At 41.0% G+C, this 12,752-nt stretch carries 12 protein-coding genes; 8 read left to right on the plus strand and 4 right to left on the minus strand.

The genetic code is table 11. The annotated features are described in order from the left end of the window. Positions 1-76: 76 nt before the first annotated feature. The 6 genes from AACQ75_RS14490 to waaA are packed head-to-tail and all read left to right on the plus strand — an operon-like array spanning position 77 to position 7,246. On the plus strand, positions 77-1,846 hold the full coding sequence (locus AACQ75_RS14490; RefSeq protein ID WP_170888898.1) for a polysaccharide deacetylase family protein: 1,770 nt from the start codon (positions 77-79) through the stop codon (positions 1,844-1,846). 5 nt (positions 1,847-1,851) lie between these two features. After that, positions 1,852-3,099, plus strand: coding sequence for an O-antigen ligase family protein (locus tag AACQ75_RS14495; RefSeq protein WP_170888899.1), 1,248 nt, complete (start codon positions 1,852-1,854; stop codon positions 3,097-3,099). A 13-nt stretch (positions 3,100-3,112) separates the two neighbouring features. Beyond that, positions 3,113-4,141: a lipopolysaccharide heptosyltransferase II gene (gene waaF, locus AACQ75_RS14500; RefSeq protein ID WP_170888900.1), complete on the plus strand. Its 1,029-nt coding sequence runs from the start codon at positions 3,113-3,115 to the stop codon at positions 4,139-4,141. Positions 4,142-4,146: 5 nt separating this feature from the next. Continuing rightward, positions 4,147-5,184, plus strand: a complete 1,038-nt coding sequence (locus AACQ75_RS14505) for a glycosyltransferase family 9 protein (protein WP_170888901.1) — start codon at positions 4,147-4,149, stop codon at positions 5,182-5,184. Further along, positions 5,181-5,963, plus strand: a complete 783-nt coding sequence (locus AACQ75_RS14510) for a glycosyltransferase family 32 protein (RefSeq protein WP_170888902.1) — start codon at positions 5,181-5,183, stop codon at positions 5,961-5,963. The genes AACQ75_RS14505 and AACQ75_RS14510 overlap by 4 nt, the downstream gene beginning before the upstream one ends. 11 nt (positions 5,964-5,974) lie before the next feature. After that, complete coding sequence (gene waaA / locus AACQ75_RS14515; protein ID WP_170888903.1) at positions 5,975-7,246, plus strand: lipid IV(A) 3-deoxy-D-manno-octulosonic acid transferase; 1,272 nt, start codon at positions 5,975-5,977, stop codon at positions 7,244-7,246. On the opposite strand, the gene AACQ75_RS14520 is transcribed toward waaA, so the two are convergent. From AACQ75_RS14520 to AACQ75_RS14530, 3 genes are read right to left on the minus strand one after another with little or no spacing between them, the layout of a single operon-like run. Beyond that, positions 7,247-8,293 carry a glycosyltransferase family 9 protein gene (locus tag AACQ75_RS14520; RefSeq protein ID WP_170888904.1) on the minus strand — a complete coding sequence of 349 codons (1,047 nt, stop codon included), beginning with the start codon at positions 8,291-8,293 and terminating at the stop codon, positions 7,247-7,249. A 6-nt stretch (positions 8,294-8,299) separates the two neighbouring features. Continuing rightward, the gene (locus AACQ75_RS14525) at positions 8,300-9,040 is read right to left on the minus strand and encodes a glycosyltransferase family 25 protein (RefSeq protein WP_170888905.1); all 741 of its coding nucleotides are present in this window, start codon (positions 9,038-9,040) and stop codon (positions 8,300-8,302) included. Continuing rightward, complete coding sequence (locus tag AACQ75_RS14530) at positions 9,037-9,804, minus strand: 3-deoxy-D-manno-octulosonic acid kinase (protein WP_170888906.1); 768 nt, start codon at positions 9,802-9,804, stop codon at positions 9,037-9,039. Before AACQ75_RS14530 ends, AACQ75_RS14525 begins: the two co-directional genes overlap by 4 nt. A 61-nt stretch (positions 9,805-9,865) precedes the next feature. Between AACQ75_RS14530 and AACQ75_RS14535 the strand changes: the two genes are divergently transcribed. Continuing rightward, positions 9,866-10,936: a glycosyltransferase family 9 protein gene (locus tag AACQ75_RS14535; RefSeq protein ID WP_170888907.1), complete on the plus strand. Its 1,071-nt coding sequence runs from the start codon at positions 9,866-9,868 to the stop codon at positions 10,934-10,936. Further along, positions 10,933-11,718: a glycosyltransferase family 2 protein gene (locus AACQ75_RS14540; RefSeq protein ID WP_170888908.1), complete on the plus strand. Its 786-nt coding sequence runs from the start codon at positions 10,933-10,935 to the stop codon at positions 11,716-11,718. The genes AACQ75_RS14535 and AACQ75_RS14540 overlap by 4 nt, the downstream gene beginning before the upstream one ends. On the opposite strand, the gene AACQ75_RS14545 is transcribed toward AACQ75_RS14540, so the two are convergent. After that, complete coding sequence (locus AACQ75_RS14545) at positions 11,687-12,721, minus strand: glycosyltransferase family 9 protein (protein ID WP_017050182.1); 1,035 nt, start codon at positions 12,719-12,721, stop codon at positions 11,687-11,689. The genes AACQ75_RS14540 and AACQ75_RS14545 overlap by 32 nt on opposite strands. Positions 12,722-12,752 lie beyond the last annotated feature (31 nt).

Here is a 12,752-nt window from a genome sequence, read left to right on the forward strand (position 1 = left end):
GGAAGGGGAAGAATGAAAAATTGATCATGTTTCTTAGACATATAAAAAGCATTGGCTGCTAACTCGTGGAGTATTAATGAATATATTAATGGCCTTATCTCAACTTGAGGTCACTGGGGCGGAGGTTTACGCCACAACTGCTGGCGATGAACTGACAAAGCGTGGGCATAAGGTATTTTATGTTTCCGATACGCTAACAAAACCTCACCAAGGGCTATTTTATAAACTCCGTTTTAATAAACGCAGTATTCCTCGCCGCTTTTGGCATGTGGGTTATCTTATTTATCTGATTAAGAAACACCATATCCAGCTAGTGCATGCTCACTCTCGTGCCTCAAGCTGGAGTTGTCACATTGCTTGCAAATTAACAAATACGCCTATGGTCACCACAGTACATGGTCGCCAGCCTGTACACGCCTCTCGTAAAAAATTTCACGCCATGGGTGACAAAGCGCTGCCGGTTTGTGAGGCTATTGAACAACAACTCATGACTGAATTAAATGTCCCACAAAGTTCGCTCCTCGTAAGCCGAAACGGCATTGAAACGCAAGAATTCGCTTGGCAAAATGCTCCTCAAAATAGCAAACCTGTTGTCAGTGTTATTGGTAGGTTAACTGGCCCCAAAGGGGATCTTTGTTATCGGTTGCTCGATGAGTGTTTAGACTCAGCAAAATACCAGATTCAGGTCATATCTGGCTCTAAAATTGAAGCGCGTTTTGATAAGTTTACTTCTGATGTTCACTTTCTTGGTTATTCACAAGATGTCGTCTCGATACTTGCTCAATCAGACTTAGTCATTGGGGCTGGCAGAGTGGCAATGGAATCTTTGCTGTGTGGACGGCCTACCCTGGCAATCGGTGAGGCAAGTGCAATTGGTATTGTCGATGACGATAATATCGCTGCGGCCATGGCAAGCAACTTCGGTGACATCGGGCCTAAAGATCTCGATATTGATTTTTCAAGAGTTAGTCAATATGTAGAACAAGGGTTAAAAACACCACACTGCTCGCCACAAGTCAGTGAGATAATTCAGAACAGCTACAGCTTAACCAATGTGGTCGATCAAATAGAAGATATTTATCAAACGGTTTATGTTGAAAAGCTGCGTAAAGAGATGCCGATTATTATGTATCATCGCTTTATTAAGGATGAGAGTGAAAAAGGCGTACATGGAACCTATCTGCATATAGACATGCTTGAAAAGCACTTCAAACTGCTAAAAAAAATGGGGTTTGAAACGCTAACCTTTAAAGATTTAGCGGATAAAGGGCTTATTCACCGCCTTGAATCAGGCAAGCGCTATATCATCTTAACGGTTGATGACGGGTATCAAGATAACTACGAATTGATGTTGCCGCTATTACAAAAATACGGTTTTAAAGCAGTTGTCTATGTAGTAACGGGGGAGGATTTTAACCGTTGGGATGTTGAAGTACCGAGCAACCCAGAAAAAGAAGTTGCATTGATGCACGAACACCAAATTAGGGAATTACACCAATCTGGTCATGTAGAAATTGGCGGTCATACAATGACTCACCCATTTCTCAGCAAACTCAGTGAATCTGAACAGCGTAAAGAGATCTCACGCAATAAGCTTGAACTCGAAGAGCTACTAGGCGAACAATTGGTTTCTTTTGCATACCCCTATGGCGATCATGATGCGCTCTCAAAACAGATCGTGCATCAATGTGGCTATCAATTTGCGGTTGCTACTAACAGCGGCCCATTATTAATGCATAAAGATTTATATCAAATACGACGTATTGCTATCTTCCCTAAAACCGATGTATTTGGCCTATGGCGCAAGGTACGCGGTAATTATACATTCAGAAAATCGGTGAAATAATAAAAATGGAATCACGAATGAACAAATTTCTTAACGTGGATAAATTTGCGCTGTCATCATTATTCTTAGTTCCAGCATTACTGCTATCAACAAATAACTTTAGTGTTGTCATTGTCGCCTTTGTCGTTGTATTCTCAATTCACTACCTAGTTAAGAATAGAACTCATTGTGATTTTAATAAATATGACTTACTGATCACTTGCTGTCTTGGTGCCTATTTTTTTGCCAATTTACCAATCACAATAGTCGATGGTGGCACACTTAGATACTTTCAAGGCGGAAGTCGTCTATTGCTATGTATTCCTATTTATTTAATGTTCAGAAAAGCTTTCATCCTACGCTCGGCACAAGCCTATGAATGGTTATCTATTGGCGTCATAGTTGGTTCTTTTGGTGCGCTGGTTCTTGCTCTTTATCAGTTCGTTATACTCCATATGCCCCGTGTCGACGGTTTTCTCTTTAGTATCAACTTTGGTTATTTAGCCTGTTCATTGGCTTTTCTCGCCCTGTGCTTAAGTATAAAGTCTAAATATAAACACTTGTTATTGATCGCATTTATAGCATCGATTATTTCAACAGTATTAACTTTAACTCGTGGCGCCATATTTGCTATTCCGCTACTTCTGATATTGTGTGCGCTACTAAATTGGAAAAGATTAAACCTAAAATTAACATCAACGTTCATTGTGGGTTTTATCGCTCTATCATTAGGGACTTATTGGAATTCCGATTCAGTAAAACAACGAATAGATTATACAGCTTATGAGGTGTCTCATATTATTTCCGGAGATGTAAAAGCGGCAACATCTACTGGTACTCGACTCTATTTGTGGAAAGCTGCTACAGAAGCATTTAAACAAAGCCCATTCATTGGTCTACCTTATGATGAACGGGAAACTCTCAATAAGCAGCTTTATGCAGAAGGTAAAGTAAATGAATATACGCGGGATCTTAATCGCGGCCATGCCCATAGCCAATATTTCGAAATGCTGGCGAGTAATGGAATATTGGGTATAGTTGCCACTATTATGATGCTTGCAGTACCTTTTGTAGTCTTTACTCAACACTATAGAAAAACCAATAGCCTCTGGGGTTACACAGGTGCGGTATTTGTCGCTGGGTTTATGCTCTTTTGCTTAACAGAAGCACCATTACAAGCTAACTTAATCAGCGCATTCTATGGCTTTATGCTCGCAACCTTCTTTGCTCTTATCCGTATAGAAAAGTACAATGCCGTTCAACAGCCAAACTGATGAGCAGCAGAACATGAAGATTCTGATTATCGGCCCTTCTTGGGTTGGCGACATGGTCATGTCGCAAAGCTTCTATACCACATTGAAGCGAAACTACCCCGTTGCGACGATTGATGTTCTCGCACCTGCGTGGTGTAAACCGATTTTAGAACGAATGCCAGAGATCAACTGTGCGATTGAAATGCCAATAGGGCACGGCGCATTCAACCTTGCAGGTCGATGGGCACTGGCTAAAGAATTAAAGCGCAATGGCTATACGCACGCATACGTTTTACCTAACTCGGCTAAGTCAGCTTTAATTCCTCTGTTTGCTGGCATTCCATCTCGTACGGGCTGGAAAGGTGAATTTCGTTATGGTTTGCTCAATGATCTTCGCCCAAATCGCAAAGTTTTTCAGTTTATGGTGGAACGTTATGTTGCTCTTGCTTATTCTAAGGAAAGCATGCTTAGTGAAGTTCAGCTAGAAACCTGCCCTCGCCCTTCTCTATTCATCGATAGCAAAGCTCAACAGTATGCAATGTCAAGATTAGGCTTATCGACCATAAAACCGATTATCGGTTTATGCCCAGGAGCAGAATTTGGCCCAGCTAAAAGATGGCCAGATAAATACTATGCTGAAGTTGCGAAAGCTTTGATTGAAAAAGGCCAGCAAATTTGGTTATTCGGTTCAGCCAAAGATAAAGTGGTAACAAGCGCTATCCGCAATACACTTCCAAAGGAATTACAAAATTCATGCTTTGATCTAGCCGGTGAAACTTCCTTAATTGAGGTAGTTGATTTGCTTGCAGCTTGCCATACTGTCGTCTGCAACGATTCTGGGTTGATGCATGTATCAGCCGCTGTTGGGTGTAATATTGTTGCAATATATGGCTCAAGCTCACCAAAATACACACCACCATTGGCAGATAATGTCGAAATTATACACACTGACATAGAATGCCGCCCTTGCTTTAAACGCGAGTGTCCACTTAAGCACCTTGACTGTTTGAACAAGCTATCACCAGATTTGGTAATGGCTGCCGTAAACAAATTTATTGGATAAACTTGATGCAACATCTTTGGTTTGAACGCGGTGCTTATGCATCCAAGCAAGCAAAAAAATACTTAATTCATGAGTTTTCACCCGAGAAAGTGAAAAAAATTGCAATTTTTCGTCACGCTGCATTAGGTGATCAGGTCATTGTTCGACCCTTTCTTATTGAAGCGAGAAAATTTTTTCCGAACGCGAAAATCACGCTAGTGGGTGTCTCTAACTATCAATATGGAACACCTTCAGATCTCGCTGATGAAACCATTTTTATGATTGGTCGACACCGCAAGCATGAACTGAACTGGAAGCAGAAGATCCAGCAATTTACGCAATTAGAAGAGCAAGACATCATCTTTGATGTCGCAGGTACCAGCCGCTCTTACTGGATGACGTTGCTCAGCAAAGCCAAGCTGAAATTTGGTTTCCCATACAAACCTTATTTATGTGGAAGCTTGTACAATATTGCGGTATTTCGATCTGATTTTCAGCCAGAGCTTGAATGCATGCTCGATATGCTGAAAATGCTCGGACATAACCCAAAAAGACCATTAGATTTTGGGTACCCAAGTCACCTGGAACTCTACGATAAAGAGCAAAGCAAACCTAACATTCTCTATTTTAATGGCGCATCAACTCAATCAAAAATTCTGACTCAAGAACAAATGAAGAGTTTCATTGAGCTCGCAATTACAACTTTTCCAAACCATCAACATGTCTATCTAGAAGGCAAAAATGATTTTGAAAAAGGTGATTTTCTTCGTCATTTGGAAGTTAACCGTAATTTCACGATTCAGTCTTGCCTATCATTAGATGAACTAGTCGAATACATTGCCAAGGCACGCTTAGTGGTAGCTCCTGATACGGGAGTGAGAAATATTGCGGTGTCAACTCATACACCAACCGTTGGTATTTTCTACTCAACCGTACCATTTAGATACACTCCACTAGAAGGTGATCACCGCATTGTCATGAATGCGAATGGTGATATTCCTAGTAACCAACAAATTATTGCAGAGATGGCTACTGCATTAGAACAAAATAAAGAGACAGTATGAATAACTTCCCTATTATGGTTGCAAACCGCACCATCAAGTTGATTGGTAATATTTTTAAAGTGCTTTCATACCCATTCCACTTTGTTTTCCCTAAAGTACGATTCACTATTCCTGAATATTCTCCAGCCAAAATTCAAACAAAAAATAGCAGTGGTGTACCTAAAGTTATTTGGCAAACCAACTATTCAAACCATAGTAGTCTACCTATCTATTTGAATTATCTATTCAATCGTCTAATGTCACTAAGCTACGATTATCGCTATGTCAGCACCGAAGCACGAGAAGAATATTTACGCGAAAATGCATCACAAGAAGTTTATGATGCATATATGAAGTTGACCGATGGTGCTGCTCAAGCCGATTTATGGCGTGTGACAACTTTATACCAACAAGGCGGTGTCTATATGGATATTGATGCCACATTGGTTTGGCCGCTTAGTCGACTACTAAAAGGCATCCATGACGCGTTATATATCAAGATCAAAAATGGGACTGAAATTACTAATTACTTTTTAGCGACAGCGCCACAAAACCCTCATTTCCAGAAAGTGATGGATACGATTGTGTATAACATCCAGAACTATGATGTTAAAAAAGGAGTTTACGGGACAACTGGGCCTGCGGTATTCAATGATGTTTTAAAAGATGAATCCATTCAATATCGTCGTCGCCGTCATGTTTGTATCCAAGGCACATTTACCAATGAGTATTTTCAATATTTAGACAAGCCTCGTGGTAAATGGACTCACCAGAAACCTGAAGATCTAATCAAGAAGTAAACGAGGTCATTGTGCTCATTCGTTGGCTGTATACGTTCCTACTCACTATTGTTTCTCCATTTTTGATGTGGAGCCTGTACAGAAAACGAGATGGTAAACCATCCGTTGGTGCTCGCTGGAAAGAACATTTTGGTTTCACGCCACCACTTGAAACTAATAAATCACCGATTTGGATCCATGCGGTATCGGTTGGAGAAACACTTTCCGTTTCTCCACTGATAAAAAAACTAAAATCACAATATCCTGATCAGCCGATTGTTATTACCACCACAACGCCTACTGGCGCAGAACAAGCAGCTAAATTACAAGGCATCGCCGAACATCGCTATATGCCATTTGACTTCTCTTTTGCCATTCGTAGTTTTTTAAATGCTATCAAGCCTAGCCAACTACTCATCATGGAAACTGAGCTTTGGCCGAATACGCTACATACTGTTGCAAGAGCGGGTATTCCTATCACTATCATTAATGCTCGTTTATCTGAGCGTTCATGCCAGCGGTACGCAAAAGTTCAGCCAATATTTAACATGCTAGCTAAAAATTTAACTCGAGTACTATGTCAATATCCCGACGATGCACAGCGCTTTATTCGATTGGGTGTGGCAAAAGAAAAAATTTTCGTCACTGGCTCAATTAAGTTTGATATCGATATAGACCAAACAACCATACAGAAAGGCCAGCAGTTAAGATCTAATCTGGGGAGAAATCGTCCAATTTGGATTGCGGCAAGCACTCATCAAGGTGAGGATGAACAGGTATTAGCAGCCCATGCTGAAGTACTTAAAGAGCACCCTAACGCATTGCTTATTCTTGTCCCGCGTCACCCAGAGCGATTTAATGCTGTTTTTGAGTTGTGTAAAACACAATTTATTAGTGTGAGACGAACTGAAACAGAGGCAGAACTTGATCCAGAAGTGCAGGTGTATCTAGGTGATACAATGGGAGAAATGCTAGTACTAATGGGAGCTGCTGACATTTGTTTTATGGGCGGAAGCTTGCTAGGAGACAAAGTTGGAGGGCATAACGTTTTAGAACCAGCAGCATTAGGTAAACCAATACTAATTGGGCCAAGTTATTATAATTTTACGGATATAACAGAACAACTAATCAAAGCTGAGGGATTAGAGGTTGTCACTACAGCTAAAGCAATCTCAAAATCTACATCTCAAGCATTCAATGATAAAAATGTACTTCATTCTAAATCACAATCAACTCGACTCGTAATTGATAAAAACCGTGGATCACTAGCGAACACAATATCAGCCATTGAACTAATAATTTAATTAGATTAGTGCTTGCTTTAGCTGTTCCTCTTCGAAATTATTGATATCTGTAATAGCAATAATAACATTTGCATGTTCAGAGTTAGGGTGCCAGTTGCTGAAATTAACCTTATCTTGTTTATAAATTGCAATCTGCGGTTTATTAAAACCAGATGCGACGTGAACTATTGATGTATCAACAGAAACCACTAACTTCGCTTTCTCGACAATAGCAATGGCATCATAAATAGAATCACTCTGATCAAAGTGACGAATACTTGTAGTAGTAAGGGACATAGCGTCTAAAAGATCTCTTGTATCAGGAGCCGACAATAGAACCACACTCAATGACTTATCCCATTCTTTGATTGCACTAATGATTTTATTTATCGAGTCCTTGCTCAACTTCCTTTCGTTGCCACTACCAAATGGATTAATAAGCACAAATTCATTGATATTATTTTCAGTCAAGAAAAGTTGTACTTTTTCCATAGAAGAGGGAACAAGAGGAACTATATAATTCTCTGCTGATTCAGTTATACCCAATAGAGTTGCAATATAGTTAAACTTATCAGCATAATGCATATTTCTGATATCATCAGAAATGTTTAAATTAATCAGCTTTAAATCAGGATCTAGACCAATATTTATTTTAGACTTTAACTTGTTCAGCAAATAAATATCTTTCATTTTCATATCAAGATTAAAAGCGACTACTGCATCGACCGACCCAACTTGCGTACAGACTTCTTTCATTTCACTGTATGACGGTCGCTTACTTAGATGCACAACTTGATCAACACCAAAGTGTTCTGTAAACAATGGGGCCATCGCAGAGGTAGTCAGCACTTTAATTTTTATTTCTGGGCGGTACTTTTTAAGTTTCTTGAGTACCCCGGAGGAAACAATAGCATCACCCAATTTTGCATCATTACGGATAAATAGAATGCTATTAACATTCTCTAAATCTAATTTAGATACTTTTGATGAATCAAAAAGAATGATTCCAAGATGACGTCTTATTTTATCTCTGGTAATTTGAAGTCGAGATATGAGTCCCCTTATCATAGATAATTACCTTTTAATTGATTTATGCATAACATTCCACCATGCCAATCTGATGGTCCTTGAAAGCCTTTCTATTTCTCTAAAAATTTTATTCTTTAAGGCAACTTTGGCTAATTTTGTTTTGTTCTGAATTTGGCTTTCCATATCAGATGGATTGTATATAGCATATGGCAATAATCCCATAGAAGATATGTGATGTTTATATGGTTCGCCAATAAAATTATCGACAGCACATAACCATTGCTCACTTTCGTCTAAAAATCTACGTGCCGCTTTCGGTGTAATGCTATATCCCCTAGCTCCTCCAGCATTATCCATCCACATCACAACTTGAAAGCCATCATGAGTATTTTCAATCATTTTACAATTAAAGTTTGTATCCTGAGGCTCAAGACGTAAATAGTCGTATTTTTTATGTAACTCAGGAAGCTTATCAATAACGAGCGAAAAAAATGGTGTTGGTAAAAAATCATCTTCGAATATTACTATGGGCTCATCTAACTCAACGCATTTTTCCCAGAGTAAATAATGACTCGCATATACGCCCTTTTCCCCAGGAGTCAAAGGTCTACCACGATATTTGATTCGATAATCATCATTTGGCTTCATAGCCAACTTAGGTGGTAATCCACTAAAACCATTTACAGCTTCAAAAAACTCACATTCAACATCTATTTCTGACAGTTTTTTCTGGACCCGATCTCGTCTAGCATTGGCCTCTTTCAAGTTAATCACAAATAATTTCATTTTCTTTTACTCTCACTATACGCATGTAATAGTTGATCAAAACTTATCTTTAAGGTGTTGATAGATCTCTTTTTTTGTTCTTTCTCAAACGATCGCTTCAACCTATCTAAATTTCCTTTCTTCCAGCTCTCGCCTTGTTGCTGGCAGCACTTATCAAAATCAATAATCCATATCTTCTCTTGGTCATCAATCAGGATGTTATGGATATTGAGATCGGTGTGATTGACTTGCGCATCATGCATTTTGCGAATTTCCAGGCCGATTTTCTCATACATTTCAGTCGGTAATGGACGTTCTTGTAAAATAGACACCAGATCGCGGGCGTTCGGGATTTTTTCGCTGAGTAAATCGGCCTGGTAACAAAAAGTGCGCTTTACTGCTCGCGCTGCAATCGGGCGTGGAACATTCACCCCAGCCTCTCTCAGTGTATTGAGTAATTCGAATTCTTGAAAACTGCGAGTTTTCTGCCAACCTGAAAAAAGGTAGTGATCACTCACTAACTTACCGAATAATCCACCACGCTTATAGTGGCGTAGTGCTGCTTCTATTTTTTCAGCTTTTACAAACCATGTCGTGCCGCGTCCCGTTGCACTACCTGTGACGCTACCAGCCTGCTGCCAAAATTCAGGGTTAAAACAGCGGAGCGGATCCTCAACTAGCAAATGCTCGTCATACCAAATTGTTTGATTCTCTTTTTTCAGCGTTTTCATCGTTTCACTTTTTAATGACGAGATTGAATGTGCTTCATCGTGCTTGTTTGGCATTTTACATTTATCAGCGCTGTCTGCATAATTCTTACTAACTTTCTCTATATCGATGTCACTTATGGCTCTTTTTTCTTCTGCTCCGCGCTCAATTTGTGTATTGCGTCTGTCGGCGATTGGCGATGTGTGCAATGCAGTGGCGGCCGTGCAAGCAATTCAACACCAATGGCCTGAAACTCATATCACGTGGATCACTGGAAAACTTGAAGCGCAGTTGCTTGCTGATTTGCCGAATGTAAACGTGGTTATATTCGACAAAAAACAGGGATGGAAAGCATATCAAAAACTGTGGGCAGAACTTAAAGGGCAATCCTTCGATGCACTTTTGCATATGCAGTATGCCTTTCGTGCCAGTATTGCCACTCTGGGTATTAAAGCTAAATATAAACTCGGTTTTGATGCCGCCCGCAGCCAAGATTTCCAGCACCTATTTACTAATGTAAAAGTGATATCGCCTCAAGCGCCTCATGTATTAGATGGCTTACTCGCGTTTGCTGAATGCCTTGGAGTCAAAGAGCTAGAACCTAAGTGGTCACTTACTTATTCAGATTCCGATCATCAATGGGCCAAGCAGCAACTTGCACATTCAAAGCGTAATTTAGTCGTGGTTCCTGCCGCGAGTAAGCCTTATAAAAATTGGACCGCTGGAGGTTATGTAGAAGTGATAACGCATGCTCAACAACTTGGTTGGCATATCATTTTAGCCGGTAGCCCTGCGCAAATTGAAGTTGATCTAGCAGCCGAAATAGCGAGTAAACTTACTCAGCCGGTACTCAATGTCGTTGGTAAAAGCCAGCTTAAAGAGATGTTGGCACTGCTCGACTTAGCCGATTTAGTGATAGCGCCAGATACAGGCCCAACGCACATGGCCAATGCAATGAATACTCCCGTTATCGGTTTATACGCTCACCATAATCCGCAGCGCACAGGGCCTTATCAGTATCGTGATTATGTAGTGTCGGCTTATGAAGAAGCACTGTTTGCCGAAACAGGAAAAACGAAAGAGCAAGTCAGTTGGCGTACTCGCGTCAAAGATGAACAAGCGATGCAGCGCATTCAAGCAAGCCATGTTATCCAAATGTTTGATAAGATAACGGCTGATTTTCAGCTAAACCCAATATCCGAGGAATGAATGTGAGCAAACCTACTTTAGCCGTTGCGCTGATCGTTAAAAATGAAGCGCAACATCTGCAAGCTTGCTTGGAAACCGTTCACCAATGGGTAGATGAAATCGTCGTCTTAGATTCAGGTAGCAGTGATAATACCGAAGAGATTGCGCGCCGTTATACTGATAAGTTTTTTGTCAATTCGCAGTGGCCTGGGTTTGGCCCACAGCGCCGCTTAGCGCAGTCGTATGTCGAGTCTGATTATGTGTTGTGGCTAGATGCCGATGAACGCGTGACCAAAGAGTTAAAAGATAGCATTCAGCAAGCGGTCGCGGCTAATAAACCCAATACACTGTATCAATTTGCCCGTTTAAGTTGGGTTTTTGGCCGCTATATTCGCCACTGCGGTTGGTATCCTGATCGCGTGTTGCGCCTCTACCCGACTCAATTAACGCAATATAACGAGGCTTTGGTGCATGAAAAAGTCGAAGTCGCAGATGGCATGAAAGTCGAGAATCTTGTAGGTGATGCGATTCACTACACCTATAACGATATTCATCATTATTTAGTTAAATCAGCAGGTTATGCCAAGGCATGGGCAGAGCAACGAGAAAAACGTGGTAAGAAAAGCAGTATTAGCCAAGGTATTTTGCATGCGTTTGGCTGCTTTTTGAAAATGTACGTTTTAAAAGCAGGCTTTTTAGATGGTAAGCAAGGCTTCTTGCTTTCTTTATTATCGGCGCATTCCACCTTTGTTAAATACGCCGATTTATGGGTTAGAACCAGTACTGAGCCACCCAAGGGTTAAGTTCGGCTAACACCGCATTAATATCAATGCGGCTCATATCGGCCTGAGTTTCTTTGTCTTTTGCTTGTGGTGGACAAAAGGCAATGTGGCGACCTTGTGAATTCAATGGTCGCCAACGCAGTGGCGTGGCTGAACGTTTCGCGGGGAAAAAGCCAACTGTGGGCACATCAATCGCAGCGGCAATATGCAAAGGCCCGGTTGAACCTGCGATAAAAATATCAGCGCAAGCAATCGAGCGTGAGAAATCAACAAGCCCTTCGTTTTTATCATACAATGCCGCTCGCCCGCCCTTTTCTTCAATCAAAGCTTTTAACTGCGCCGCTTTCGCCTCTTCTCCCGGCCCGGCAGTAAGGATAATTTCTTGCTCGCCGTCGATCCCCATCACTAACTGCGTGTATTGCTCTAGCGACAAATTATTCGCTGAACCGCCGCTTCCGGCATGCACGAATACCCACGGTTTACTGGTATCGAGATGCAGTTGCGCAGCCAGTTTGCTTTTTTGTTCAACAAGCTTCGCTTGATCAAATTGCAAATAAGGTGCGCTCGGCTCGACAACCTCTTTGCCAATATCATGCAAAAAAGCGCGTACCAAATCTAAGTTATACTCATATTCTGGTTTGGCTGATTGAGAGCGTTTTTGCTTAATTCGTTTGTTGTAAAAAATTTGAGCGAATTTAGTCGCCGGCGCTAAACGATAAGGAATACGAGATTTCCAAACTAATAGTGCATTGTAAGTGGTCGAGAAGAGGTTGATCGAAGCATCAAAGTGTTGCTGTTTAATCGCTTTAATACATTGCTTTTTCTTCGCAGAGGACGCGTTTTCCGTTGGGTCGACCATCACAGCATCAATCCACGGGCAAAGCTCGGCCAGCGCGACGGTATAGCTGGGGACTAACGCGGTAATATGGCAATCTGGCAACGAGGCTTTTAGCATCGCAAAACTTGGCCAAGCCAGCATGAAATCACCAATTTTATCGTTACGGATCACCAACAACTTGTTCATCGTCTCTTCTCTCACTCGCTAAGTGTCACAG

The organism is Vibrio sp. B1-2 (genome assembly GCF_963888445.1).
Taxonomy (GTDB): Bacteria; Pseudomonadota; Gammaproteobacteria; order Enterobacterales; family Vibrionaceae; genus Vibrio; species Vibrio anguillarum.

Excerpts from the sequence above, each read along its gene's own strand:
- AACQ75_RS14490 (WP_170888898.1), top strand. The coding sequence starts at position 77 with ATGAATATATTAATGGCCTTATCTCAACTTGAGGTCACTGGGGCGGAG.
- AACQ75_RS14495 (WP_170888899.1), top strand. The coding sequence starts at position 1,852 with ATGGAATCACGAATGAACAAATTTCTTAACGTGGATAAATTTGCGCTG.
- waaF (WP_170888900.1), top strand. The coding sequence starts at position 3,113 with ATGAAGATTCTGATTATCGGCCCTTCTTGGGTTGGCGACATGGTCATG.
- AACQ75_RS14505 (WP_170888901.1), top strand. The coding sequence starts at position 4,147 with ATGCAACATCTTTGGTTTGAACGCGGTGCTTATGCATCCAAGCAAGCA.
- AACQ75_RS14510 (WP_170888902.1), top strand. The coding sequence starts at position 5,181 with ATGAATAACTTCCCTATTATGGTTGCAAACCGCACCATCAAGTTGATT.
- AACQ75_RS14520 (WP_170888904.1), bottom strand. The coding sequence starts at position 8,293 with ATGATAAGGGGACTCATATCTCGACTTCAAATTACCAGAGATAAAATA.
- AACQ75_RS14525 (WP_170888905.1), bottom strand. The coding sequence starts at position 9,040 with ATGAAATTATTTGTGATTAACTTGAAAGAGGCCAATGCTAGACGAGAT.
- AACQ75_RS14530 (WP_170888906.1), bottom strand. The coding sequence starts at position 9,804 with ATGCCAAACAAGCACGATGAAGCACATTCAATCTCGTCATTAAAAAGT.
- AACQ75_RS14535 (WP_170888907.1), top strand. The coding sequence starts at position 9,866 with ATGGCTCTTTTTTCTTCTGCTCCGCGCTCAATTTGTGTATTGCGTCTG.
- AACQ75_RS14540 (WP_170888908.1), top strand. The coding sequence starts at position 10,933 with ATGAATGTGAGCAAACCTACTTTAGCCGTTGCGCTGATCGTTAAAAAT.
- AACQ75_RS14545 (WP_017050182.1), bottom strand. The coding sequence starts at position 12,721 with ATGAACAAGTTGTTGGTGATCCGTAACGATAAAATTGGTGATTTCATG.